This is a genomic window from Paraburkholderia terricola (assembly GCF_003330825.1).
GTDB lineage: Bacteria > Pseudomonadota > Gammaproteobacteria > Burkholderiales > Burkholderiaceae > Paraburkholderia > Paraburkholderia terricola.
The window spans coordinates 3,787,204-3,810,518 of sequence record NZ_CP024941.1; the positions used below are offsets into that span (position 1 = coordinate 3,787,204).

The 23,315-nt window shown below is 63.8% G+C and carries 20 protein-coding genes and 2 pseudogenes; 8 read left to right on the top strand and 14 right to left on the bottom strand.

Annotated elements, in window-relative coordinates:
- Nucleotide 1 precedes the first annotated feature (1 nt).
- Nucleotides 2-1,413: pseudogene (locus CUJ90_RS17120) on the bottom strand (IS30 family transposase).
- A gap of 40 nt (nucleotides 1,414-1,453) precedes the next feature.
- On the opposite strand from CUJ90_RS17120, the pseudogene CUJ90_RS17125 reads away from it, so the two are divergent.
- Nucleotides 1,454-1,732: pseudogene (locus CUJ90_RS17125) on the top strand (integrase core domain-containing protein); the annotation flags it as partial.
- 772 nt (nucleotides 1,733-2,504) lie between these two features.
- Here CUJ90_RS17125 and CUJ90_RS17130 read toward each other — a convergent pair.
- The 4 genes from CUJ90_RS17130 to CUJ90_RS17145 form a co-directional block, all read right to left on the bottom strand.
- A complete protein-coding gene (locus CUJ90_RS17130) occupies nucleotides 2,505-3,740 on the bottom strand; it encodes a multifunctional CCA addition/repair protein (RefSeq protein ID WP_114163263.1) in 1,236 nt (411 codons plus the stop codon).
- Nucleotides 3,737-4,390: a glutathione S-transferase family protein gene (locus CUJ90_RS17135; RefSeq protein WP_114163264.1), complete on the bottom strand. Its 654-nt coding sequence runs from the start codon at nucleotides 4,388-4,390 to the stop codon at nucleotides 3,737-3,739. Before CUJ90_RS17135 ends, CUJ90_RS17130 begins: the two co-directional genes overlap by 4 nt.
- 37 nt (nucleotides 4,391-4,427) lie before the next feature.
- Nucleotides 4,428-5,381, bottom strand: coding sequence for a complex I NDUFA9 subunit family protein (locus tag CUJ90_RS17140; RefSeq protein ID WP_114163265.1), 954 nt, complete (start codon nucleotides 5,379-5,381; stop codon nucleotides 4,428-4,430).
- 82 nt (nucleotides 5,382-5,463) lie between these two features.
- Nucleotides 5,464-7,431, bottom strand: a complete 1,968-nt coding sequence (locus tag CUJ90_RS17145; protein WP_114163266.1) for a lytic transglycosylase domain-containing protein — start codon at nucleotides 7,429-7,431, stop codon at nucleotides 5,464-5,466.
- 77 nt (nucleotides 7,432-7,508) lie between these two features.
- Between CUJ90_RS17145 and CUJ90_RS17150 the strand changes: the two genes are divergently transcribed.
- Complete coding sequence (locus CUJ90_RS17150; RefSeq protein WP_244219935.1) at nucleotides 7,509-8,051, top strand: 5-formyltetrahydrofolate cyclo-ligase; 543 nt, start codon at nucleotides 7,509-7,511, stop codon at nucleotides 8,049-8,051.
- An 80-nt stretch (nucleotides 8,052-8,131) separates the two neighbouring features.
- Here the strand turns inward: CUJ90_RS17150 and CUJ90_RS17155 are convergent, their stop codons facing one another.
- Nucleotides 8,132-8,644, bottom strand: a complete 513-nt coding sequence (locus tag CUJ90_RS17155; RefSeq protein ID WP_073427721.1) for a winged helix DNA-binding protein — start codon at nucleotides 8,642-8,644, stop codon at nucleotides 8,132-8,134.
- Nucleotides 8,645-8,847: 203 nt separating this feature from the next.
- Between CUJ90_RS17155 and pxpB the strand changes: the two genes are divergently transcribed.
- From pxpB to CUJ90_RS17185, 6 genes are all read left to right on the top strand, one after another.
- Nucleotides 8,848-9,501 carry a 5-oxoprolinase subunit PxpB gene (gene pxpB / locus CUJ90_RS17160; protein WP_114163267.1) on the top strand — a complete coding sequence of 218 codons (654 nt, stop codon included), beginning with the start codon at nucleotides 8,848-8,850 and terminating at the stop codon, nucleotides 9,499-9,501.
- Nucleotides 9,498-10,550 carry a 5-oxoprolinase subunit C family protein gene (locus CUJ90_RS17165; RefSeq protein WP_114163268.1) on the top strand — a complete coding sequence of 351 codons (1,053 nt, stop codon included), beginning with the start codon at nucleotides 9,498-9,500 and terminating at the stop codon, nucleotides 10,548-10,550. The genes pxpB and CUJ90_RS17165 overlap by 4 nt, the downstream gene beginning before the upstream one ends.
- Nucleotides 10,551-10,569: 19 nt before the next feature.
- Nucleotides 10,570-11,322 carry a 5-oxoprolinase subunit PxpA gene (gene pxpA / locus CUJ90_RS17170; protein ID WP_073427724.1) on the top strand — a complete coding sequence of 251 codons (753 nt, stop codon included), beginning with the start codon at nucleotides 10,570-10,572 and terminating at the stop codon, nucleotides 11,320-11,322.
- A gap of 305 nt (nucleotides 11,323-11,627) precedes the next feature.
- Complete coding sequence (locus CUJ90_RS17175; protein ID WP_073427725.1) at nucleotides 11,628-12,374, top strand: DUF969 domain-containing protein; 747 nt, start codon at nucleotides 11,628-11,630, stop codon at nucleotides 12,372-12,374.
- The gene (locus tag CUJ90_RS17180; protein WP_073427726.1) at nucleotides 12,371-13,327 is read left to right on the top strand and encodes a DUF979 domain-containing protein; all 957 of its coding nucleotides are present in this window, start codon (nucleotides 12,371-12,373) and stop codon (nucleotides 13,325-13,327) included. Before CUJ90_RS17175 ends, CUJ90_RS17180 begins: the two co-directional genes overlap by 4 nt.
- 225 nt (nucleotides 13,328-13,552) lie before the next feature.
- Nucleotides 13,553-15,355, top strand: coding sequence for a tetratricopeptide repeat protein (locus CUJ90_RS17185; protein ID WP_114163588.1), 1,803 nt, complete (start codon nucleotides 13,553-13,555; stop codon nucleotides 15,353-15,355).
- 92 nt (nucleotides 15,356-15,447) lie between these two features.
- Here the strand turns inward: CUJ90_RS17185 and CUJ90_RS17190 are convergent, their stop codons facing one another.
- The 8 genes from CUJ90_RS17190 to CUJ90_RS17225 all read right to left on the bottom strand — a co-directional run bounded on the left by CUJ90_RS17190 (nucleotide 15,448) and on the right by CUJ90_RS17225 (nucleotide 23,184).
- Entirely contained in the window at nucleotides 15,448-15,708 is a 261-nt protein-coding gene (locus CUJ90_RS17190) for a BrnA antitoxin family protein (RefSeq protein WP_073427915.1), read from the bottom strand.
- Nucleotides 15,709-15,754: 46 nt separating this feature from the next.
- Entirely contained in the window at nucleotides 15,755-16,060 is a 306-nt protein-coding gene (locus tag CUJ90_RS17195; RefSeq protein WP_208645226.1) for a BrnT family toxin, read from the bottom strand.
- Between the two features lie 186 nt (nucleotides 16,061-16,246).
- Nucleotides 16,247-17,398 (bottom strand): TraB/GumN family protein, encoded by a 1,152-nt coding sequence (locus CUJ90_RS17200; RefSeq protein WP_114163269.1) that lies wholly within the window; start codon nucleotides 17,396-17,398, stop codon nucleotides 16,247-16,249.
- Nucleotides 17,391-18,410 (bottom strand): peptide ABC transporter ATP-binding protein, encoded by a 1,020-nt coding sequence (locus tag CUJ90_RS17205; protein WP_073427729.1) that lies wholly within the window; start codon nucleotides 18,408-18,410, stop codon nucleotides 17,391-17,393. The genes CUJ90_RS17200 and CUJ90_RS17205 overlap by 8 nt, the downstream gene beginning before the upstream one ends.
- A complete protein-coding gene (locus CUJ90_RS17210; protein WP_073427730.1) occupies nucleotides 18,407-19,411 on the bottom strand; it encodes an ABC transporter ATP-binding protein in 1,005 nt (334 codons plus the stop codon). Before CUJ90_RS17210 ends, CUJ90_RS17205 begins: the two co-directional genes overlap by 4 nt.
- A 1-nt stretch (nucleotide 19,412) precedes the next feature.
- Nucleotides 19,413-20,330, bottom strand: a complete 918-nt coding sequence (locus tag CUJ90_RS17215) for an ABC transporter permease subunit (RefSeq protein WP_073427917.1) — start codon at nucleotides 20,328-20,330, stop codon at nucleotides 19,413-19,415.
- Between the two features lie 88 nt (nucleotides 20,331-20,418).
- Nucleotides 20,419-21,429, bottom strand: a complete 1,011-nt coding sequence (locus CUJ90_RS17220; RefSeq protein ID WP_073427731.1) for an ABC transporter permease subunit — start codon at nucleotides 21,427-21,429, stop codon at nucleotides 20,419-20,421.
- Nucleotides 21,430-21,555: 126 nt separating this feature from the next.
- Nucleotides 21,556-23,184, bottom strand: coding sequence for an ABC transporter substrate-binding protein (locus CUJ90_RS17225; protein ID WP_114163270.1), 1,629 nt, complete (start codon nucleotides 23,182-23,184; stop codon nucleotides 21,556-21,558).
- Nucleotides 23,185-23,315: the final 131 nt, after the last annotated feature.

Consider the following 23,315-nt stretch of genomic DNA (forward strand, 5'->3'; position numbering starts at 1 on the left):
TTCAACCGGTCGTCGCAACACTAGAATGTTGAACGGATTTTAGGTAGGCGTCCAGGGTTTCCGCAGGCGTCTTCCAGCCGAGCGTTTTCCGGGGCCTTGCGTTTAACGTGTTAGCAACTGCCTGGAGCTCTTGAACACTCCATCTGGACAGGTCCGTGCCCTTTGGAAAGTACTGTCTTAGAAGGCCATTGGTGTTTTCGTTCGTACCACGCTGCCATGGACTGTGCGGGTCGGCGAAGAAGACCTTCACGCCCGACTCTTCACGCCCGACTCAATAGTAAAGCGTGCGTGATCGGCCAGCTCTTTGCCACGATCCCATGTCAGTGATCGCCACAACTGAGCAGGTAAGTCCCCCACAGTCTTCTTGAGTGCGTTGGCCATCGTGACAGCTCCATAGCCGGCGAGCGCGGGCCCGTTCTTCGTGCGTGGGATCACCCCATAGCCTTTCTCGCGAGGCAAGTGCACGAGCATCGTAAAGCGGCTTGATCTCTCCACCAACGTGCCGATGGCTGATCGATTTAAACCGATAATCAGATCTCCCTCCCAATGGCCCGGCACAGCACGATCTTGCACCTCTGCAGGCCGGCTGGAAATCATCACCTCCTCGCTGACATGCGCCCATGCCTTGGCACGCGCTCTCGCTCGGGGAACGCGCAAGGCACGCCCGGTGCGAAGGCAACCCACCAGCTCCCGCTTGAGTGCACCGCGCCCTTGAATATAGAGGGCTTGATAAATGGCTTCGTGAGAGATGCGCATAGATTCATCATCCGGGAAATCGGCCTTCAATCGATTAGCAATTTGCTCGGGTGACCAGCCGTTGACCCACTTTCGGTCCCCGCGATGTGGTTTATTGCGCCCCTTGAAGGGCGCCTGCCTGGGACCTGCAATATCACGGCCATCCGCGTCACGCACCTTGCCCTCCAAACGCTCCCGTACGTATTGGAGCAGCCGTGCATTACTCGTTAGCTTCGCCGGCTTTGGTCGTTTGGCGATCCGCTCCGCCTTCCACTGCGCGACCGAAGCACGATACTCGAGGTACCCACCACGTGTCGCCGCATTGCGGGTAAGCTCTCTTGAAACGGTTGATGGACTGCGTCCGATGCGGCGGGCGATTTCGCGTACACCGATGTCTTGAATAGAAAGCAATGCTATCTCTTCTCGCTCAGCGAACGACAAGTATCGACCAGCGATAGGTTTCGACATGAATAGTGGCATGCCGCCACGATAGCGGAACCAGCGCGAGCCTACCGCCTGAGACACGCCGACCGCCTCCGCTGCTTTCTCGCTTGTAATGCCGGTTCCGATCTGTAGCCAAAAGCGACGCTCGACCTCATTTCCAAGCGACGGCGCACCCGGTGAGTACATCGCTGCTCGCCCTGTCAACTGATACACCCGCTTTGCACTTTGAACCATGGCAACACCTCCTTAGTTTAAGGTGTTGCGACGACCGGTTGAATCCGCCCAGTACACCAGCGCGCATTTCGTGAACGAACTGAAGGCAAACGGCATCATTCAGAGTATGAGCAGAAAGGGAAACTGCTGGGATAACGCGCCGGTTGAACGGTTCTTCAGAAGCCTGAAGAACGAGTGGATCGACGAGAAAGGGTACCCGGATCACGCGCAGGCCGAGCGCGACATCGGGGCCTACATCGACAACTTTTATAACTACAGGCGCATCCATTCGGCGGCAGGCGGTCTGCCACCGGCACGGTGCGAAGCTTCGCTTTTTTAAAAATTCGCCTTTGGGGTGTCCAGGTTTGCTTGACCACTACACACCTACTTTCTTTGCCGCCGCAAAGAAAGTAGGCAAAGAAAGCGGCTCACACCGCCAGCTTTGAAGCGGGTCTCCTGGCTTGGAGGGGGCAGTGGTGCATCTGGAATCGGTGCCCTTGCACATTCGACGCTTGTGACAAGGCCGTCATACTTCCCGCCTCGCACTGCGTGCTTGCCGGAAGGGTTTACCGGCACACCAGCGGTTTCATTGGGCGCGGCGGGGGCCATCGGCTTCGCCTCGGCGTGGCGCCGAAAACGGGCGGCTGTTTCGAACGTGTCGCTGGTTCCCGGGCGCCGGTTGCGGCTCGCGGCGCCGCGCTAACGGTGCGATCGCGCACCGACGCGCGCAGCAATTCAACGGTGTTCAGTCGAGCGGCAACTCGCGCATGCAGCGCTAACGACATGAAGAAGTACTGCTGACCGCAGAAGCAGCCTGCGATTTGACGAAGCACCGCGACGGCGCGCGCAGCGCCGCCGGAAGAATGACTGCCTTGTCACGAACGCGGAGTGTGCGAGAGCACGGATTCCAGATGCACCACGATCCCCTCCAAGCCAAGAGACCCGCTTCAAAGCTGGCGGTGTGAGCCGCTTTCTTTGCCTACTTTCTTTGCGGCGGCAAAGAAAGTAGGTGCCGCCCCGCACAGGGGCAACGCTAATAGACCACTAAGCCAGCAAGGAAAGGCCAACAAAACAACCCCACAACCAACCAGCCCCGCACGGGCAAAAAAACCTCACCCCCCCATCACCGCCTCGACAGCCCGAACTCTCTCCCGATGCACCGCATCCTTGATGCCAGCAGGCGCATCAGCCATCCGCATAGCAACAGCACCGGCATCCACGCCTCGCGCAGCGACAAGCGCAATCCGCAATCGTTCGGCCTGCGGATACTCGCGCATCTCAAACCCGAGCCGCCCGCGCGCATCGGCCTCGCAGGCCTGCAAGGCCTCGGCGAACCGCGCCGGTTTGCGCAGCGCATCGCTGCGTTCGAGCAACCGCACCAGCGCGGCAGCGCCCATCTCCATCACGCGATGAATGTTGCCGTGCTCGCGAGCCACCAGCAGCGCCAGATCCCGACATTCGTTCGGCACGCGCAGCCGCTCGCATAAGGGCTTCAGCAGATCCACGCTGCGCTCCTCATGCCCGATATGCCGCGGCAGCACGTCTGCCGGCGTGGTCGCCTTGCCGAGGTCGTGCGTCGACGCGGCAAACCGAACCGTCAATGCATAGCCCTGCTGCGCGGCATGGTCGACCACCATCATCACATGCATGCCCGTATCCACCTCGGGATGATAGTCGGCGCGCTGCGGCACGCCGAACAGCGCGTCGATCTCCGGCAGAATGCGCGCCAATGCGCCGCACTCGCGCAACACCTCGAACATGCGCGAAGGCTTCTTCTCCATCAAGCCGCGCGACACTTCCTGCCAGACGCGCTCGGCCACCAGCGCATCCACCTCGCCCTCGGCCACCATCTTGCGCATCAGCGCCAGCGTTTCCGGCGCGACCGTGAAATCGACGAACCGCGCCGCAAACCGCGCAATCCGCAAAATGCGCACGGGGTCTTCGAGAAACGCCTCGCTGACATGACGGAAGAGCCGCGCCTGCAAATCGCGCTGTCCGTTGAACGGGTCGATCACCGGGCCGGTCAACGCCCCATCCGGGCGCACCTCGCGCGCCATCGCGTTGATCGTCAAGTCACGGCGCGCGAGATCCTCTTCCAGCGTGACGTCCGGTGCGTAAAAGACCTGGAAGCCGCGGTAGCCCGCCGCGGTCTTGCGCTCCGTGCGCGCCAGCGCGTACTCCTCGTGCGTCTGCGGATGCAGGAATACCGGGAAATCCTTGCCCACCGGACGGTAGCCCTGCGCCACCATCTGCTCGGGCGTCGCGCCGACCACCACGTAATCACGATCCTGCACCGGCACGCCCAACAACTCGTCGCGGATCGCGCCGCCCACGGCGTAAATGTTCATGGGCATACGTCTTGATAAGGAATGGCGTGCGTTTCACGCAGTGCGTCGTCGATCCAGGCCTTCACGGCGGGCAGGTCCGTGATTCGGCGCACATACGCCGAGGCGGCTTCGGACAACGGCGGCTGCCACGTATTGAAGCGCATCGCCACCGGCGCGTACATGGCGTCGGCAATGCTGAACTCGCCGAACAGGAACGGCCCGCCGTAGGTCTCGAGGCAGCCGGTCCAGATCGCCTCGATGCGCGCGATGTCGGCCAGCACGGCCGGCGTGGCGTTCCTGCCCGGAAACGACGCGCGAATGTTCATCCACATGTTCGAGCGCAATTCGCCGAAACCGGAGTGCATCTCGGCGCTCACGCTGCGCGCGTGGCTGCGCGCCGCCGCATCGCGCGGCCACAGCGCATGCTGCGTAAAGCGTTCGGCCAGCGTCTCGGCGATCGCCAGCGAATCCCACGTGGCCGCACCGTCTTCGTCGATCAGCGTCGGCACCTTGCCCGGACTCGCCGGCGCGTGCGCCAGAATCTCCGACTTCGTGTCGGGCGTGTACAAATGAATCAACACCTCCTCGAACGGGATGCCGAAATGCTTGAGCAACAGCCACGGACGCATCGACCATGACGAATAGTTCTTGTCACCGATAATCAGCTTCATGCTTGACTTGAATAGAAGGGTTGGAGATCAACGAGGCTCACCGTCCAGCGCTGGCGCGAAACGTGTCGAAGCGCGAACGCGTCGACGCGCCGGTCAGATACACGGGCGCGATCGATTCGATGCTGGCCGGCTCGATGCCGAGTTCGGGCGCGAGCGGTCCGCTCAACACGTTGTCGACTTTCATCGAATCGAGATTGTCGCGCGAGATCACCGGTTCGCCGGGCGCCATTTCAAACGTCAGCGCTTGCAGGCGCGCCAATGCTTCCGGCAAACGAATGATGCGTGCATGCCGGCCGATCACATCGCCGCAATATTTGACGAGCTCCTCGAGCGAGTAGACGGTCGGGCCGCCCAGTTCATAAGTATGGCCGCTGGCCGCGTCGAGATCGAGCACGTTGACGATCGCCTTCGCCACGTCGGCGACATAGACCGGCTGGAACTTCGCGTCCGGCATGGCGAGCGGAATCACCGGGAACGTCCGCTGCAAGAACGCGAACTTGTTGAGGAACTGGTCTTCGGGACCGAACAGGACTGACGGACGGAACACCGTCCACGCGAGATTCGCCGCGTGCACCGCCTTCTCGCCATCCCCCTTGGAGCGCGAATACATGCTCGGGCCGTTCGAATCGGCGCCGAGCGCGCTGATATGAATCAGCCGATGCACGCCTTTGCCCTCGCAGGCGGCGACGATCCTGGTCGGCAGTTCGACATGGATTCGCGCAAACTCGCGGCCATACGGCGTGCCGCGTTTGCCGTTCAGCGTGCCCACCAGATTGATCACACAATCGGCGCCCTCGACGAAGCGCGCGAGCTGTACCGGATCGAACACGTCGGCTTCGATCACGTCGATGGGCAGCAGCGTGAGATGACGCGCGTTGTAGCGCCGCCGCGTGGCGATGCGCACGTCCTTGCCCACGTCGACGAGCGCGTTGACGAGATGGCTGCCGATAAAACCGGACCCGCCGATGAGCGCAATGGCTTGATGTCGCATTTTCGACTCCCTGGTGGAAGCCGCGGCAACGGCTGGCGTGGCGCACCGCCGCATCACGATCGACGCAGCGGCGGCACGGCGCTTACGGCGCGATATAACCCAGACGCGCCTTCAGCGATTGCGGACGGCCTTCGAACAATGCCGCGTAGTAGACCGTGTTGGACAACACGTTCTTGACGTAGTCGCGCGTTTCCTGGAACGGGATCGACTCGGCGAAGATCGCGCCTTCGACCGGACGCTGCAGCGACTGCCGCCAGTTGCGCGGACGGCCCGGCCCGGCGTTATACCCTGCCGTAGCCAGCACGGCGGACCCGTCGAACTGATTGTAGATCATCGACAAGTAGTTCGTGCCGAGCAGGATATTCGTGTTGATGTCGTTCATCTGCTCGCGCGAAATCGGGCCGAGGCCGATCTTCTTCGCGACCAGTTGCGCGGTGCCCGGCATCAACTGCATCAAACCGCTCGCGCCGACCTCCGAGCGCGCGTTCATGATGAAGCGCGACTCCTGGCGAATCAGCCCATAGGCCCATTCCACATCCAGCCCGTTCGACTGCGAATCGCGCTCGACGATATCGCGGAACGGCGACAGGTAACGCAGCGAGAAATCGTGCTCGCTCTTCGTGCGGTCCGCCGTGTTGACGGTGCGGTCATATAACTGGATACGGCGGGCGTATTCGGCGGCGGCGAGCAGTTGCCGGTCGCTCATGCCGCGCAACGGCCAGTTCCATTCGCGATTGCCTTCGAGCCGCAGATTCAGCGCATAGAAACGCTGCGCCAGGTCGAAGCCCGGCGTATTGCCGGCTTGCTGGACTTCGGCGTCGCTCACGGTGGTTTTCGCGGGCACGCTGATTTTCTGGCCGAGTTCCTCGGCTGCCAGTTGGCCGTAGAAGTTGAAGCCCTGCGAGATCGACTCGAATTCCTGGTTGGCCGTGGTCGTGTCGCCCGCCTGCTTCAGCGCGCGGGCATGCCAATACACCCACGACGGCTGATTGCGCAGCGCCGCCGGCATCTGCTCGATCGACCAGCGCACCATCGTCCAGTCGCCGGCGAGGAGCGCGGTGCGGGTGCGCCATTCGTAGGCCGGGTTCGACAGCGGCGCATTGGCCGACAAGCGGTACCAGTCGACCGCGCTCGGCATCTGCTTCGCGGCGGCCTGATAGGCAATGGTGCCCCAGCCGATCGCGCGTTCAGGCGAGTTGAGCGACGGCGCCACCGAAGCGAACGTGGCCGCGGCCATGGCCGGGTCGTTGCGCGCCATGCGTGTGATCGCGAGCAGCGCCAGCTGATGCGACTTCGGATCAGGGCCTACGCCGCGCGCGAGCAGCAACGGCGGCGTGCTCGTGGCCTGGCCGAACAGCACGGGGTCGGGCGCGTCGTTGCCGAGCGCGTCGAGGAGCTTGCTGCCCGTGTTCGTGTAGTTCTGCTCGTACGCGAGACGGATTTGCTGCCAGATATCGTCGGTGCTGAATTGCTTGTTGACGCCCAGCACGGTGATCAGATCGACGCAGCCGTCGCCGTACCATTTGGGATCGACCAGCAGCGCACGCGCCGCCTCGGCGACGTTTTCACCACGCGACGCACGCGATTCGAGCGCGTAGCACTTCACCTGCGTGTCGTCGTTGAGTACGAAGCGCGCGTATTGCTGGTCGAAGTTGCGCCAGTCGTGACGCGTGCCGAGCACCGTGAGGTAGTCGTTGCGCATGCGGTCGGCAATCGCCTCGCCGTCGTACTTCTGCAGGAACGCGAGCACCGGCGCATCCGGCGCGTCGACCCGCGCGTGGCCGCTCGAATCGAACAACTGCGGCTTGATCTGGAAGTATTCCAGATAGGAAGGCGCCGGATAGTTCGGGATCAGGCTGGCGAGTTGCGCCGCGCGCGCCGCGTCGTTATTGCGCGCGGCCTCGCGAAGCTGGACGAAGGTCTGGTCGTCGCTCGTGAGTTGCGAAAGGGGAATGGGCTTGACGGCTGAGGCCGTGCTGCACGCGACGAGTGCGGCTGCGGCGAGCGCCAGACCGGCCGCGCGATATACTCGGTAAAGGCGTTTTGACATCGTTGTTTCTGGAGCGCGAATTGAACCCAAGCATAGCATGCAACCCCAACGCGGAATCGAAAAAGGCGCTGCGTCGAATGCTATTGGAAGCAAGGCTGCAAGCGGCTTCCGAGCCGGCGCACAATGCCGCGCTCGGCCGGCGCATTCTCGATGCGCTGAAGCATTACGGCGTGAGCAGCGTGGGGTTCTACTGGCCGCTCGCGGGCGAATTCGACGCGCGCGCCGCCATGTCGATCTGGCTCGCGGCAGGCGAACCACGCGAAGCGAGTTTGCCGATCATCAAGGAGCGCGGCGTGCCGCTCGAGTTCCATGCGTGGACGCCTGATACGCCGATGAAGATCGGTCATCACAGGATCGCCGAGCCAACTTCGGGGCGAGTGGTGATTCCCGAATTGCTGTTCGTGCCGTGTGTCGGTTTCGACGCCGAAGGTTATCGGCTCGGCTACGGCGGCGGCTACTACGATCGCACGCTGGCCGCATGGCCGGGCGCAAAGCGGCCGGTCACGGTGGGCATCGCCTATGAAGCGTGTCGCACGCAAGCGCTGCAACGTGAGCAGCACGACATTCCGCTCGACCTGATCGTCACCGAGGCAGGTCTTTATCCGCAGCGGGCGGATTGAGCGTCGGGCGCTCGGCATCGAACGCGTGAACCACGCGTGCTCCGCATCGCGCACCGCCGCCCCGAGTCCCGCAAGCCCCGCTATAAAGACGCCGCCGCCCGCGCGGCCGTGTCGTACAGACCCGACGCGTTGCGCATCAACTGCGCCGCCTCGCCGATCTGCTCGTTGGTCAGGCCGCTTTCCTTCAGCGTGGAAATCAGGCAGCTCTCGCGCACCTCGCGATATTTCAGACACAGCGCGCGGCCCGAATCGGTGGCCGAGAAGAACACTTCCTTGCCGGTCTTTTCGCTTTTTACATACCCTCTAGCTACCAGCTTCTTCAACGCGTAGGTGGCGACGTGCGTGTCCTCGATGTTGAGCACGAAGCAGATGTCGGCCAGTTTCTTGCGGCGCTCGCGGTGGCTGACGTGGTGCAGCAGCGAGACTTCGATAGCGGTCATGTCCTTGTCGCCGGCCGCGGACATGCAGCGCACCATCCAGCGGTTGAATGCGTTGCCCGCCATGATGAGCGCGTATTCCAGCTCTGACAGTTCGGCGCTTGTCTCAGACACGAGATGTTCCGAAGAGACGATCTTGGTGGGATGGCGCGACATGGAGATTCTCAGGGAACAGGATGGGAAGGTGTCGCGAGTGTACGACGAGCGATCGATTCATGGGAGCCCTGGCACAAATGCTTATTGAGAAATTGTTGATATTTTATTGATAATGTACGCTCCAAACATCGCGTGCCGCTACCTAACCTGTTTGACAGGGTTCGCTGTGCCGAATCCGCCGACTCGACCAAGGCCGTTAAGCAATGAGCCAACCTAGAATCTTTCCGCTGGGCGATGCCGCGCTTGTCTGCGAGGCGCCGCCGCCCGCGACGCTGGCATGCCAGCGTCGCGTGTGGGCGGCCGCCGAGGCCGCGCGCGACTGGCCGCATGTGCTGGAGGTCGTGCCGGGCATGAACAACCTGACGCTCGTGTTCGATCCGCTCGAAGCGGACCGCGACGCGCTCGTGAACCATTTGCAAGCGGCCTGGAACGCGGCCGGCGACACGCCCGCGATCGGCCGCGAAGTCGAGATCCCCGTGCAATACGGCGGCGAGTTCGGCCCCGATCTGCAGGTGGTCGCCAATCACACGGGCCTAAGCGCGCGCGAGGTCGTGCAGCGACACTCGGACGGCGAGTATGTGGTGTTCTTTCTCGGCTTTCAGCCCGGCTTCGCCTATATGGGCGGACTCGATGAAGCGCTGCACACGCCGCGCCGCGCGTCGCCGCGGCTGGAAGTGCCGGCCGGCTCCGTCGGCATCGGCGGTGAGCAAACCGGCATTTATCCGGCCACCTCGCCGGGCGGCTGGCAACTGATCGGCCGCACCGCAACGCCGCTGTTCGATCCGGCGCGCCGCCCGCCCACGCTGCTGCAACCGGGCGACCGGGTGCGCTTCACCATCGCGGGGATACACGCATGATCGATGTGATTCGCGCGGGTCTGTTGACCACGGTTCAGGATCTCGGCCGTCACGGCTACCGGCATCTCGGTGTCGCGATGGGGGGCGCGCTCGACCGGCTGGCGCTCGAAGTCGGCAACCGGCTGGTCGGCAACCGGCCCGACGCAGCCGGTCTGGAAATCACCTTCGGGCCGACGGTGCTGCGCTTTCTGCGCGCCACGCGAGTGGCCATCACCGGCACCGAATTCGGCGCGACGCTCGACGGCAAGCCCGTCTATTCATGGTGGAGCCTGCCGGTGCGGGCCGGCCAGGAACTGGTGCTGAACGCGGCGCGACGCGGCATGCGCGGCTATGTGTGCATCGCCGGCGGCATCGATGTATTGCCGATGCTCGGCTCGCGCAGCACCGATCTCGCCGGCCATTTCGGCGGACTCGGCGGCCGGGCGTTGCGCGACGGCGACCGCCTGCCGCTCGGCGCGCCGCCGCCGCGCGGCCACGCCGGCTTCTCGCCCGAGGCGCCGGAGTTCGGTGTGAAGGCGCCCGCGTGGTGCAAGTTCGTGCTGGTTCACGAGCCGCTGCGGCGCGGCCGTCATCCGTCGGGGGTGCCGTGGGCCGTGCCGATCCGCGTGCTGCGCGGCCCGGAATACGAGAGCTTCACCGAGGAAGCCCACGAATCCTTCTGGTCCGATGAATGGCTCGTCACGCCGAACAGCAACCGCATGGGCTACCGGCTTGCCGGCACCGAACTGAAGCGCACGCAGAAAGCCGATCTGCTGTCGCACGCGGTGCTGCCGGGCACGATTCAGGTGCCGCCGAACGGCCAGCCGATCGTGCTGATGAGCGACGCGCAAACCACCGGCGGCTATCCGAAGATCGGCGCCGTGATCCAGGCCGATCTCTGGAAGCTCGCCCAGGTTCGCCTGAATGCGGCAGTCCGCTTCATTCCGACCACGCCTTACGAGGCGCGCCAGGCGCTACTGGAAGAACGCGCGTATTTGCGGCAGATCGACGCCGCGATCGCCATGCACGAGGAACGCTGCACGCGCCAATTGGCTGTCGCGGCGCTGTGACACTGAGTAGAGGAACACCATGGAAATCGATCTGAACGCCGACCTCGGCGAAGGCTGCGGCTCCGACGAGGCGCTGCTCGACCTCGTCAGTTCCGCGAACATCGCGTGCGGCTGGCATGCGGGCGGCGCCAATGCGATGCGCGATTGCGTGCGTTGGGCGGTGCAAAAAGGCGTCTCGATCGGCGCGCACCCGAGCTTCAACGATCCGGAAAATTTCGGCCGCAAGGAAATGGATCTGCCGGCCAACGAAATCTATGCGGGCGTGCTCTACCAGCTCGGCGCGCTGTCGGCGATCGCCCAGGCCGAAGGCGGGCGCATCGCGCACGTCAAGCCGCATGGCGCGCTGTACAACCAGGCCGCGCGCGACGCGCGGATCGCCGACGCGATCGTATCCGCCGTGCACGATTTCGATCCGTCGGTGGCCGTCTTCGCGCTTGCCAGCAGCGGGCTCGTGACGGCCGCGCGCAACGCGGGACTGACCGCGATCGAAGAAGTCTTCGCCGATCGCGGCTATCGCGCCGACGGCTCGCTGGTGCCGCGCAAGGAGCCCGGCGCGCTGCTCGACGACGAGGACGAGGTGCTCGAACGCACGCTCGCGATGGTGCGCGAGCGCCGCGTGCGGGCCGTCGACGGGCAATGGGTGCCGCTGAACGCGCAAACCATCTGCCTGCACGGCGACGGGCCGCATGCGCTGGCCTTCGCGCGGCGCATCCGCGGCGCGCTGGAACAGGCCGGTATCGAAGTGCACGCGGCCGGCGCCGCGAGCGTCTGAAGCCCGCGCCGGCCGGCACTCACGAGACGCAGTGAAGCACATCTTGCCAAGCCCTGAACGCCCCGCTCCACGCGGGGCGTTTGCCAGGTGCAGCCAGATGCAGCCAGGTGCATCACGTCTGCCCGGTGCGGGACATATTGCCGTAACCGCTGTCGGTCGCTCAGTCGACGCGGAAACGGCTGCAGGTGTAGTCGAAGCAACGCGGCCATCTAGAGCCGCGGCAACAAGACGACGCATGGATCGCCACGCGCCGTCCCACGTTAGCCGCCACAAGCGGCGAGGTTAAACCCTGTTTGGAGATCCAGATGCAGACAACAGTCAGTCTATGGCCGCTCATTGGCGTGGCCGTCATCATCGTCGGCTTTTTATTACGGTTCAATCCGATGCTGATCGTGGCGGTCGCCGCGATCATCACCGGACTCGCCGCGCACTTCCCGCCTGAAAAGATCCTGGCCGAAATCGGCACCGGCTTCATCAAGACGCGCAACATTCCGTTGATCATTCTGTTGCCGCTCGCGGTCATCGGCCTGCTCGAACGGCATGGCCTGCGCGAGCGCGCGCAAGCGTGGATCGGCGGCATCAAGGCGGCCACCGCCGGGCGTCTGCTGATCGTCTATCTGCTCGTGCGCGAACTCACCGCGGCGGTCGGCCTGACCGGTCTCGGCGGTCATCCGCAGATGGTGCGTCCGCTGATCGCGCCGATGGCCGAAGGCGCGACCGAAACCCGCTTCGGCAAGATCAGCGACGCGGTGCGTTTCAAACTGCGCGCGTTCTCCGCGGCGACCGACAACGTGGGCCTCTTCTTCGGCGAGGACATTTTCGTCGCGTTCGGCGCGATCGTGCTGATGACGACCTTCCTGAAGGAAGCGGGCATCATCGTCGAGCCGATTCACGTCGCCGTCTGGGGCATTCCGACCGCGATCTGCGCGTTCCTCATTCACGGTTTCCGCCTGTATCTGCTCGACCGCAAGCTCGAGCGCGAATTGCGCGGCAATGCCGCGAGCGGCAGCACAATCACGCCGACGCAAACGGCCGCGGGAGATAAAGCATGACGCTCACGATTACCTATCTGTTCTGGCTGCTGGGCGTGGTGCTGCTGATCATCGGCGGCATGATCGTCACGGACAAGGAGCATCCGCGCCGCTTCACCGCCGGCGGTTTCTGGATTCTCTACGCGCTGATTTTCCTGATCGGCGACAAACTGCCGCCCGCCGTGGTCGGCGTGGCGGTGATCGTGATGGCGCTGATCGCCGGCTTCGGCGGCGTGACGGCGGCCAAGCCGAAAACGCTGTCGCTGGAAGCGCGCAAGGCGAGCGCCGCGCGTCTGCGCAACAAGCTGTTCGTGCCCGCGCTGACGATTCCGGTCATCACCGTGATCGTCACGCTGTCGGCGAGCCATCTGGTTTTCGGCGGCCTGCCGCTCATCGAGAAGGCGAACGTCACGCTGATCGGCTTCGGCATCGGCTGCGTGATCGCGCTCGCGATTGCCTGCGTGCTGACGCGCGACACCGTCGGCCAGTCGATGAAGGAAGCGCGCCGGCTCGTCGATGCGTTGTCGTGGGCGGCGGTGCTGCCGCAGATGCTCGGCATGCTCGGCCTCGTGTTCTCGGACGCCGGCGTCGGCAAGGCGGTCGCTCACGTGACCACGGCCTACATCAGCCTCGACTATCGCTTTGTCGCGGTGGCCGTGTACTGCATCGGCATGGCGCTCTTCACGATGGTGATGGGCAACGGCTTCGCCGCATTCCCGGTGATGACGGGCGGCGTCGGCGTGCCGATCCTGGTGGGCGTGTTCCACGGCAATCCGGCCGTGATGGTCGCAATCGGCATGTTCTCAGGCTACTGCGGCACGCTGATGACACCGATGGCCGCGAACTTCAACATGGTACCGGCCGCGCTGCTCGAACTACCGGATAAGAATGCGGTGATCAAGGTGCAGGTGCCCACGGCGCTGACCTTACTGGTCGTGAATATCTTCCTGTTGAATTTCCTGATGTTCATGTAGGGCTCTTGTAGTCGCATGCGTGAAATACCGGCGTGTCACGGGATCTCTCTGTGACACGCCGGTGAAAGGGATTCGTCGCGGGACCTACTATGCGAAAGAGACAACCGAAATAGGATGCGTCCGATCGTCTGTGGATGGACCGAAATATAAGCTGGCGGGCGGTCTCCCATCCACATGCACCGGCGCGCGCAGCGCGCGCCGCCGGCGCCTTCCAGCAGGTCTCTCATGGAACGTCAATCCCACCCCGACGCTGTGCGCACCGATGCGTCATCGCCTTCCCACCTCGCGTCATTGATCGAAGCCGCGCTCGCGGCACACCAGACCGGTCAGCTCGACGCCGCCGAACCGTTTTATCGTGAAGCACTCGCGCTCGATCCGTCCCATGTCGACGCGCTGCACTATTTCGGCGTGCTGCAACATCAGCGCGGCAATCACGAGGTCGCCGCCCGGTTGATGAACGAGGCGCTCAAGCTCGATCGCACCGACGCCGCATGCTGGAGCAACCGCGGACTCGTGGCCGCCGCCCTCGGCCATCTCGACGAAGCGATGATCTGCTACGACCAGGCGTTGCAGATCCAGCCGGACTTCGCCGACGCTCGCAGCAACTTCGGCGTCGCGCTGCAAGCGCAAGGCTCCTTCGACGAAGCGGTCGAACAATACCGGCTGGCGCTGGCGTCGAACCCCGGCATGGTCGACGCGCACCTGAACCTCGGCACGGTGCTGAGCAAGCTCGCCCGTTATGACGAAGCTCTGGCGTGCTATCGCGACGCCTTGTCGCTCGACCCCGAGTCGGCGGAAGCGCACTTCAATGCGGGCAATGCGCACAACGCACGCGGCGACCGCGAAGCGGCCATCGCCAGTTTCGAACAGGCGCTGGCGCTGCGCCCGCATTACGCCGAGGCGCATATCAACCTCGGCAGCCTGATCGGCAAGCTCGGCGACTATGCGGGCGCCGAATCGCACTACCGGCGCGCGGTTGAGTTCAAACCCAACCCCACCAATCTGGTGTGCCTCGGCGGTTCGCTCGGCGCGCAAGGCCGGCTCGATGAAGAAGAAGGCTTCTATCGTCAGGCGCTGCAACTCGCACCCGACCATGCGGATGCGCATCAGAATCTCGCATGGCTGTTGCTCAAGCGAGGCGATTACAAGCAAGGCTGGGCTGAATTCACGCAGCGCTGGCGCAAGCGCGACTACGAAGCGATCGCGATTCCGGGCGTGCCTGAATGGCGCGGTGAGCCGCTCGAGGGGCGTCGTCTGCTGATCGTCGGCGAACAGGGTTTCGGCGATCACTTCCAGTTCCTGCGCTTTGCGCGCGTGCTCGAGCAACTCGGCGCGACTGTCGACATTCGCGTGCGCGAGCCGCTGCTGCCGCTGCTCGAACGCGCACCGGGCGTGCACCGCGCGTTCAGTGGCCAACCCGAAGAGCCATACGATTTCTGGGTGCCGATGATGAGCGTACCGTCGTGCATCGGCATGGAGTTGTCCGCCATTCCGGCTGAAGTGCCGTACCTGTTCGCCGACAAAGCGAAGACCAAGGCGTGGCGCAAGCGGGTCAACGCGGGCGATAGATCGAAACGTAAAGTAGGCCTCGTGTGGGCCGGCAGTTCGACGTTCGGCAACGACCGCTACCGCTCGGCCGAACTGGCGGATCTGAGCGCGCTAAGTTCGCTGAAGAACGTTGCCTGGCACGCGTTGCAAAAAGGCCCGGCGCACGCGCAGTTGGCCGACGCGCCGGCGGCATTCCGCGCTCACGACTTCACCGCCGACCTGCATGACTTCGACGACACCGCCGCGCTCATCATGAATCTCGATCTGGTGATTGCCGTGGACACCGCCGTCGCGCATCTCGCGGCGGCGCTCGGCAAGCCGGTGTGGACGCTGCTGCCCGCCAACTCCGACTGGCGTTGGCTCGAGGCGCGCAGCGATTCGCCGTGGTATCCCGGCATGAAACTGTTCCGGCAGACGACGCTGGGGGACTGGGCGCCGGTGGTCAGGCAGGTGTCCGAGGAACTCCGCGCGGGCAATTGACAAGGCGCAGGCAGCGCCGGAGCCAGGTGCTTCGGCGCAGGTCCTCCAGAGCAGCGCCCTCCACAAATCATTCGCGAAAGGGCGCGCCGCCCCTACTTGAGGGCGCGCCGCTGATGCGCCAGCATATAGGCGCGCAACAGCTTGTTGATGCGCGTCTGATAGCCCGCACCCTGCTCCTTGAACCAGCTCAGTACGTCCGCATCGAGGCGCATGGTGACGGCCTGCTTCGGCGGCAGATGCAGTTCCGCCTGCTCGAAAAAATCGTCACCCAACTCGGGCACGTCGCTTGTGTCGATATGTGCGTCGTCTGCCTTCGCGAGTCGCTTCCAGTCTGTTCCTGTTGGTTTGCTCATCATTTCCGCCCGTGTTCGTTTTTCGGCGATTGCCGAAGATGCCCCGTCAATGCCAGATGCTGCGCTTGTAACGCGTGACTTCGTGTCTCGTGGCCTTGCGCGCCGAGATGATGCGGACCACGTCCATATCGCGCTCGACGTACACCACCACACCTACGATAGCCGCCATCCAACCGGGTGCGATCCAGCGGTCCTCACCGTAGTCGTTGCGCTGATCCAATGCGGTGAGCACCGGATGATTGAACACGTTGATGGCGTCTCTGAAGTCGATGCCATGCTTGCGAATGTTGATCTGATTCTTGGCTTCATCCCACTCGACACGCACGCGGCACCCGTATTGACGTTTGTACATACACAATAACACGTACAGAGCACTCGGCGGTCCTGGAAGATTGCGAGCGGTACGCGGCGAAAGTGAGCGTCAGACTGGCAGGGAGAAGGCCCGTTCCTAACCTGGCCGAACGGGCTATACGGAGTCAGAGAGAACCGACCATCGTGCGCGGCGCAAGCATGAGGGAATGCCACGGACAAACAAACCTCACCCCGCCTCCACCACGAATCCGCGCTGCCGCAAAAGCTGCAGGACACCTTTGCGGCCGCCCAGATGCAGTGTGCCGATCGCCACGAACACCGGTTTGTTGGGCGCGGCGATCAGCAGCATGCGCGACACGAAGCGCCGGTTCCGCTCATAGACGATCTTGTTGTCGATCGAATCGGAGATGCGCTTGTCGCGCGCCAGTTTCTCCGACTTCGCGGCCTGCCACGCGGCGATCGCATCGGCATCGCCCACGCGCCACAGGCGATGCAAGGTCCGCACGTCCGCGACGTTTTCCGCCGGCGTCTGCGCGAGATCCTGCGCCAGCATTTCGCGCTGCTGCGCGAGCGTGAGGCTCGTAAACGCTCGCATCTGCTGCGGCAAGGTCTCGAGGCCGACGATCTTGCCGCGCGTCTTGAGATACACGTTCTGCAACTGGGCTTCCGTGCCGTATTCGGTTTGCAAACCGGCGCTGAGCGAATCGTAGGTTTCGACGAGCAACGAAGCGAGCCACGGCCGCATCTTCCTGATTTCATCCAGCGCGGCGCGATTGCCGCGCAGACGCCAGGCGAGCTTGTGCCACAACGGTTCGGGTAGCAAGCCGGGCAGACAGTCGCGCCGGCATACGCCGTACTTCGATACGTCGTCTTGCGAGACTAGCAGTTCATCGGGCGAGAGTTCGAGCGCGAGCGTCGGCGAGGCGGCCAGCGCGCCCATGATCGCCGGGCGGAACGGCTGCTTGACGGGGTAGTCGGCGGGATCGCCCACGTGCAGCGTGCCGAGCACGTAGAGGGTCGTGGCGCCGCGCGTCGCGACGTAGAACGGCATGCGTGCCGGCTGCGTGCGCACCGGGCCGCTCGCGGTGGTGCCCGACGTGGCGGGCGGCGGATTGAAGCCGGGTAAGGTGGCGCGCGGCGGCGCCGGCTGATTGGGCACCGGCAATAAAGGGCGCCCGGCCTGAGCGGGCGTATTGGCGGCGGCGCCCGCGGCATGCGCGACGCCGATCGGCCCCGCGCTCAAATGAAAGATGGAACAAACGCCGAGGAGCGCGGCACCGGTCAGTGCGCGCGCGCCCCAGCGCCGCGCAAAAGCGACGCTACGGCCGCCATCACGCGAGCGGCGCGCAAGACGACGCGCCGCCACCACATCAGGCATCCACGTCCCCCACCTCCTCGGCGCGGTGACACGAGACCTGACGGCCATCCACTTCGCGCAGCTTCGGTTCCTCGCTGCGGCAACGGTCGATCACGTAAGGACAGCGCAGATGGAACGTACAGCCGGACGGCGGATTCAGCGGCGAGGGCATCTCACCCTGCAACTTGATCTTGATGGTGCGATCCGCCTCGAAGATCGACGGCGTGGCCGACATCAACGCACGCGTATAAGGATGGCGCGGTTTCGAGAAAATCCGCTTCTTGTCGCCGAGCTCCGCCACGCCGCCGAAGTACATCACCATCACGTCGTCGGCGATATGCTCCACCACCGAGAGATTGTGCGAGATGAACACATAGCTCGTCTTGAACTGCTCCTGCAAATCCATGAACAGATTCAGAATCTGCGCCTGGATCGACACATCGAGCGCGGACACCGGTTCATCGGCAACCACGATCTGCGGATCGAGAATCATCGCGCGCGCAATCGCCACGCGTTGCCGCTGGCCGCCGGAGAACATATGCGGATAGCGCTTCGCATGTTCGGGGCGCAGACCGACGGTGCGCATCATCTGCGCGATCCGCTCGGCGCGTTCGGTGGCGCTCAGTTGCGTGTTGATCGCGAGCGGCTCGCCGAGCGTCTGCTCGACGGTTTTACGCGGATTCAGCGACGCAAACGGATTCTGGAACACCATCTGCACGCGCCGCCGCAGCGCGGCGATCCGCTCGCGATCGGCGCCCGCGACATCTTCACCGTCGATCAGCAGACGGCCGGCGCTGGGCGCCTCGATCATCGTGAGTTGACGCGCGAGCGTGGACTTGCCGCAGCCGGATTCGCCGACCACCGCCAGCGTCTTGCCGCGCTCGAGCGCGAACGAGACGCCGTTGAGCGCCTTCACCGTGCCGTGAGCGAACATGCCGCGCTTGACCGTGTAGTAACGCGCGAGCTTGTCGGCGACGAGCACGTGATCGCCCGCATGATCCGACTGGCGCCGCGTTTCGAGTACTGCGTTCATCGTGCGCCTCCACGGGTGTGAACGTTGGCGTCGCCGCTCAGGTTCAGGGGTTTGATGCAGCGCACGCGCGCCACTTCGGCGTGACCTTGCATCGGCGCGAGCGCGGGCCGCGCCTTGGTGCAGTCGTCAACCACGTACTTGCAGCGCGGCGCGAACAGACAGCCCTTAGGCCGGTCGTCGCGCCCCGGCACCATGCCCGGCAAGGCGGCGAGCCGCACCGCGCCGACGTTGTGCTCGGGAATCGCCGCCAGCAACGCCTCCGTGTACGGATGATGCGGCGCGGCGAAAATATCCGGCACGCGGTTGGTCTCGATCACTTCGCCAGCGTACATGACCGCGACGCGCTGCGCGACCTCGGACACCACCGCCAGGTCGTGCGAGATCAGCACGAGCGCCATGCCGCGCTCCTTCTGCAGGCGCATCAGCAGTTCCATGATCTGCGCCTGGATGGTCACGTCGAGCGCGGTGGTCGGCTCGTCGGCGATCAGCAGCTTGGGATTGCAGGCGATCGCCATGGCGATCATCACGCGCTGGTTCATGCCGCCCGACATCTGATGCGGAAACGAACCGATGCGGTTCCTCGCGTCCGGAATGCCGACCTGATCGAGCAGTTCCAGCGCGCGCCTGTGCAGTGCGTCGCCGCGCAAGCCTTCGTGCAGCTTCAGCACTTCCTTGATCTGATAGCCGACCGTGTAGCTCGGATTCAGACTGGTGAGCGCGTCCTGGAACACCATCGCGATGTCCTTGCCGATGATCCTGCGGCGTTCCTTCGCCGACGCCGTCAGCAGATTCTTGCCGTTGAAGGTGATCTCATCCGCGGTGACCTTGCCGGGCGCGTCGATCAGGCCCATCAGCGCCATCATCGTGACGCTCTTGCCCGAGCCGGATTCGCCGACCACGCCGACCACTTCGCCCGGCGCGACGTCGAGATTGATTCGATCGACCGCGGGTAGTCCGTTGAAGTTCACCGCCAGATTGCGGATGGTCAATAAACTATCCATTTCAGGCCATCCGTTTCAGTTTGGGATCGAGTGCGTCGCGCAGCCCGTCGCCGAGCAGATTGATCGCGAGCACCGAAATCAGGATGGAGAGGCCCGGCATCGTGACGATCCACCAGGCGCTGTCGATGTAATCGCGCGCCGAGGCGAGCATCGCGCCCCATTCCGCTGAAGGCGGCTGCACGCCGAGACCGAGGAAGCCGAGCGCGGCCGCATCGAGAATCGCCGACGAAAAGCCGAGCGTGGCCTGCACGATCAGCGGCGCGGTGCAGTTCGGCAACACCTGCGAGAACATCAGGCGCAGCGTGCCGGCGCCCGCGACGCGCGAAGCCGTCACGTATTCCTTCTGCAACTCGCCTTGCGCGGAAGCGCGCGTCAGGCGCACATAACCCGGCAACGCGACGATCGCGATCGCCAGCATCGTGTTGACGAGGCCCGGACCGATGATCGCCACCACCGCGACTGCCAGCAGCAGGGAGGGCAACGCGAGCAGCACGTCCATGATGCGCATGATCGGCGTATCGGCCCACTTCTCGAAGAACGCCGCGATCAGGCCGAGCACCACGCCCGGAATCAGCGCGAGCACGACCGAGACGAAGCCGATCCAGAACGACAGACGCGCGCCGTACATCAGGCGCGAGAGGATGTCGCGGCCCGCTTCGTCGGTGCCGAGAATGAACTTCCAGTTGCCGCCTTCGAGCCATGCGGGCGGAATCTTGACGAAGTCGCGATATTGTTCGATCGGGCTATGCGGCGCGATCAAGGGCGCGAAGATCGCGACGAAAATCAGCACCAGCACGACGATGCCGGCGCTGACCGCGCCGCGGTTGCGCGAGAAATTCGCCCAGAATTCGCGGGCCGCGATCGCGCGGCCGCTGGGCGGCGTGACCGCTGTGGGGACTGTGTTTTGAATGTCTGCCATGGTCATGCCTCCCGCCGAGCCGCCTCAAGGGAGGCATGCGCCCCCTTGAGGGGCAGCGAACGCAAGTGAGCGTGGGGGTTCATATTCTTTACCTCGTATGGCGAATGCGCGGGTTCAACACGCCGTACAACAGATCGACGACGAGGTTCACGACGATCACGAGCGTAGCGATCATCAGGATACCGCCCTGCACCACCGGATAATCGCGCCGGCCGATCGCGTCGATCAGCCATTTGCCGATGCCCGGCCACGAAAACAGTGTCTCGGTCAGCACCGCGCCCGCGAGCAGCGTGCCGACCTGCAAGCCGATCACCGTCACCACCGGAATCAGCGCATTGCGCAACGCATGCACGACGATCACGCGCCCAGGCGGCAAGCCCTTCGCCCGCGCGGTGCGGATGTAGTCCTCGCGCAGCACTTCGAGCATCGACGAGCGCGTCATGCGCGCGACCACCGCCAGCGGAATCGTGCCGAGCACGATGGCGGGCAGGATCAGATGGCTCAGCGCGGATTTGAACGCGCCTTCGTCGGTGGACATCATTGCGTCGATCAGCATGAAGCCGGTCACGTGCGGAATGTCGTATTCGACCGCGATGCGGCCCGACACCGGCGTCCAGCCGAGCTTCACCGAGAACACCATGATGAGGATCAAGCCCCACCAGAAAATCGGCATCGAGTAGCCGGTCAGGGCCGTACCCATCACGCCGTGATCGACCACCGTGCCGCGCCTCAACGCCGCGAACACGCCCGCCGGCAAGCCGACGATCAGCGCGAACAGCATCGCGCAGATCGACAGTTCGACGGTGGCGGGAAAGCGTGCGAGGAATTCGCCCATCACGCTGGTATTGGTGATGATCGAGGTGCCGAGATCGCCGTGCAGCGCGCGGCCGATGTAGTGGATGTATTGCATGGGCAGCGGCTCGTCGAGCCCCAGCCGGTGCATCGCGGCGGCATGCATGGCCGGATCGACGCCGCGCTCGCCCATCATCACTTCGATGGGATCGCCCGGTATCAGGTGAATCAGCGCGAACGCAAGGATCGTGATGCCGATGAACGTCGGTATCACCATGCCGATGCGGCGCAAAACAAAGCGGAACATGGTTCGTCCCTATGGTCTTGATGAAGAAAAAACGCAACCGGCGACGAGGGCTTGTGACCCCGGCCGCCGGACCATTTCGACCAGTTTTCTAACCGTGCGAAAAGCTACTGCGTAGGCTTGACTCTATTACTTGACGCTCACGCCGTCGAAGCGCGCATAACCGAGCGGCTCGATGCGCATGTCGACCACCTTCTTGCTGACAGGCTGGTACACGGTCGAGTGAGCGATCGGCGAGAACGGCAGTTGCTGCGCGAAGATCTGCTGCGCCTGCGTGTAAGCCGTGGTGCGCGCGCCCTGATCGGACGTGACGCGGCCCTTCTGGATCAGATCGTCGAACGGCTTGTGGCACCACTTCGAGAAGTTGTTGCCGTTCACCGCATCGCAGCCGAGCAGCGTGCCGAGCCAGTTGTCCGGATCGCCATTGTCGCCGGTCCAGCCGATCAGCATCGTGTCGTCTTCACCCGCATGCGCGCGCTTGATGTACTCGCCCCACTCATACGTGACGATCTTCGCCTTCACGCCGATCTTGGCCCAGTCGGCCTGGATCATTTCCGCCATCAGGCGGGCGTTCGGGTTGTACGCGCGCTGCACCGGCATCGCCCACAGCGTGAGCTCGAAGCCGTTCGGATAGCCGGCCTTCGCGAGCAGGGCCTTGGCCTTCGCCGTGTCGAACGACGCGGCCTTCAGGTTCTTGTCATACGACCATTGAGTCGGCGGCATCGGGTTCGTCGCGGCCTGGCCTGCGCCTTGATACACCGAGTCGATGATCGCCTTCTTGTTGATCGCCATGTCGAGCGCCTGGCGCACCTCGACCTTGTCCACCGGCTTGTGCGACACGTTATACGCGAGGTAGCCGAGATTGAAGCCCGGCTGCGACGGCATCGCAATGTTCGCTTCGGCCTTCAGCGGCGCGATGTCGGCGGGACGCGGATAGCTCATCACCTGGCATTCGTCGCGCTTGATCTTCTGCACGCGCACGCCGGCGTCCGGCGTGATCGAGAAGATCAGCTTGGCGATCTTGACGGTGTTCGGCTTCCAGTAATCGGGATTGCCGTCGAAGCGGATCGTCGCGTCTTTCGTGTAGCTGCGGAAGATGAACGGGCCCGTGCCGACCGGGAACTGGTTGATGTCGGCCGCCTTGCCGGCCTTCAGCAACTGATCGCCGTATTCGCTGGAGAGAATCGACGCATATTCCATCGCCATGTTCTGGATGAACGGCGCGTTGACTTCCTTCAGCGTGAACTTGACCGTGTACGGATCGACCTTCTCGACGCTGGTGATCAGCTTGTCGAGGCCCATGTCCGTGAAGTACGGGAATTGCACGGGGTACGCCTTGCGGAACGGCTGGTTCGTATCCAGCATGCGCTGGAACGTGAACACGACGTCGTCCGCATTGAATTCGCGCGTGGGCTTGAAGAACGACGTGGTCTGGAACTTCACGCCGTGGCGCAGATGGAACGTATAGGTCTTGCCGTCCGCCGAGACATCCCACTTTTCGGCGAGACCGGGTTCGACCTTGGTGCCGCCGCGTTCGAATTCGACGAGGCGGTTGTAGACCGTGAACGTGTTAGCCGTGAAATCGGTGCCCGTGGTGTATTGGGCTGGATCGAAACCCGCAGGGCTGCCTTCTGAGCAGTAAACCAGGGTTTTATTCGGAATCTCAGCGCGCGCAACGCTTGCGCCTAGCATCGATGCCGCTGCGGCAGCGACGAGCGTCGTAACACGCGCGGCGCGCAACAGATTGTTTTGCTTCATGTTTCCTCCAGGTTCGGGGCCGGCTGTCGCCAGCGTAGCGCGATATTACTTGAGCTTGGCTCACAGCAACAAGCGGACGAAATTTCCTGGGTAGACGATCGGAAACCCAATGAGGCATACGCGTAGCCGCA

Bases quoted from the DNA above. Each gene is read 5' to 3' on its own strand.
- CUJ90_RS17130 (WP_114163263.1), bottom strand. From the start codon at position 3,740: ATGAACATTTACGCCGTGGGCGGCGCGATCCGCGACGAGTTGTTGGGC.
- CUJ90_RS17135 (WP_114163264.1), bottom strand. From the start codon at position 4,390: ATGAAGCTGATTATCGGTGACAAGAACTATTCGTCATGGTCGATGCGT.
- CUJ90_RS17140 (WP_114163265.1), bottom strand. From the start codon at position 5,381: ATGCGACATCAAGCCATTGCGCTCATCGGCGGGTCCGGTTTTATCGGC.
- CUJ90_RS17145 (WP_114163266.1), bottom strand. From the start codon at position 7,431: ATGTCAAAACGCCTTTACCGAGTATATCGCGCGGCCGGTCTGGCGCTC.
- CUJ90_RS17150 (WP_244219935.1), top strand. From the start codon at position 7,509: ATGCTATTGGAAGCAAGGCTGCAAGCGGCTTCCGAGCCGGCGCACAAT.
- CUJ90_RS17155 (WP_073427721.1), bottom strand. From the start codon at position 8,644: ATGTCGCGCCATCCCACCAAGATCGTCTCTTCGGAACATCTCGTGTCT.
- pxpB (WP_114163267.1), top strand. From the start codon at position 8,848: ATGAGCCAACCTAGAATCTTTCCGCTGGGCGATGCCGCGCTTGTCTGC.
- CUJ90_RS17165 (WP_114163268.1), top strand. From the start codon at position 9,498: ATGATCGATGTGATTCGCGCGGGTCTGTTGACCACGGTTCAGGATCTC.
- pxpA (WP_073427724.1), top strand. From the start codon at position 10,570: ATGGAAATCGATCTGAACGCCGACCTCGGCGAAGGCTGCGGCTCCGAC.
- CUJ90_RS17175 (WP_073427725.1), top strand. From the start codon at position 11,628: ATGCAGACAACAGTCAGTCTATGGCCGCTCATTGGCGTGGCCGTCATC.
- CUJ90_RS17180 (WP_073427726.1), top strand. From the start codon at position 12,371: ATGACGCTCACGATTACCTATCTGTTCTGGCTGCTGGGCGTGGTGCTG.
- CUJ90_RS17185 (WP_114163588.1), top strand. From the start codon at position 13,553: ATGGAACGTCAATCCCACCCCGACGCTGTGCGCACCGATGCGTCATCG.
- CUJ90_RS17190 (WP_073427915.1), bottom strand. From the start codon at position 15,708: ATGAGCAAACCAACAGGAACAGACTGGAAGCGACTCGCGAAGGCAGAC.
- CUJ90_RS17195 (WP_208645226.1), bottom strand. From the start codon at position 16,060: ATGTACAAACGTCAATACGGGTGCCGCGTGCGTGTCGAGTGGGATGAA.
- CUJ90_RS17200 (WP_114163269.1), bottom strand. From the start codon at position 17,398: ATGCCTGATGTGGTGGCGGCGCGTCGTCTTGCGCGCCGCTCGCGTGAT.
- CUJ90_RS17205 (WP_073427729.1), bottom strand. From the start codon at position 18,410: ATGAACGCAGTACTCGAAACGCGGCGCCAGTCGGATCATGCGGGCGAT.
- CUJ90_RS17210 (WP_073427730.1), bottom strand. From the start codon at position 19,411: ATGGATAGTTTATTGACCATCCGCAATCTGGCGGTGAACTTCAACGGA.
- CUJ90_RS17215 (WP_073427917.1), bottom strand. From the start codon at position 20,330: ATGGCAGACATTCAAAACACAGTCCCCACAGCGGTCACGCCGCCCAGC.
- CUJ90_RS17220 (WP_073427731.1), bottom strand. From the start codon at position 21,429: ATGTTCCGCTTTGTTTTGCGCCGCATCGGCATGGTGATACCGACGTTC.
- CUJ90_RS17225 (WP_114163270.1), bottom strand. From the start codon at position 23,184: ATGAAGCAAAACAATCTGTTGCGCGCCGCGCGTGTTACGACGCTCGTC.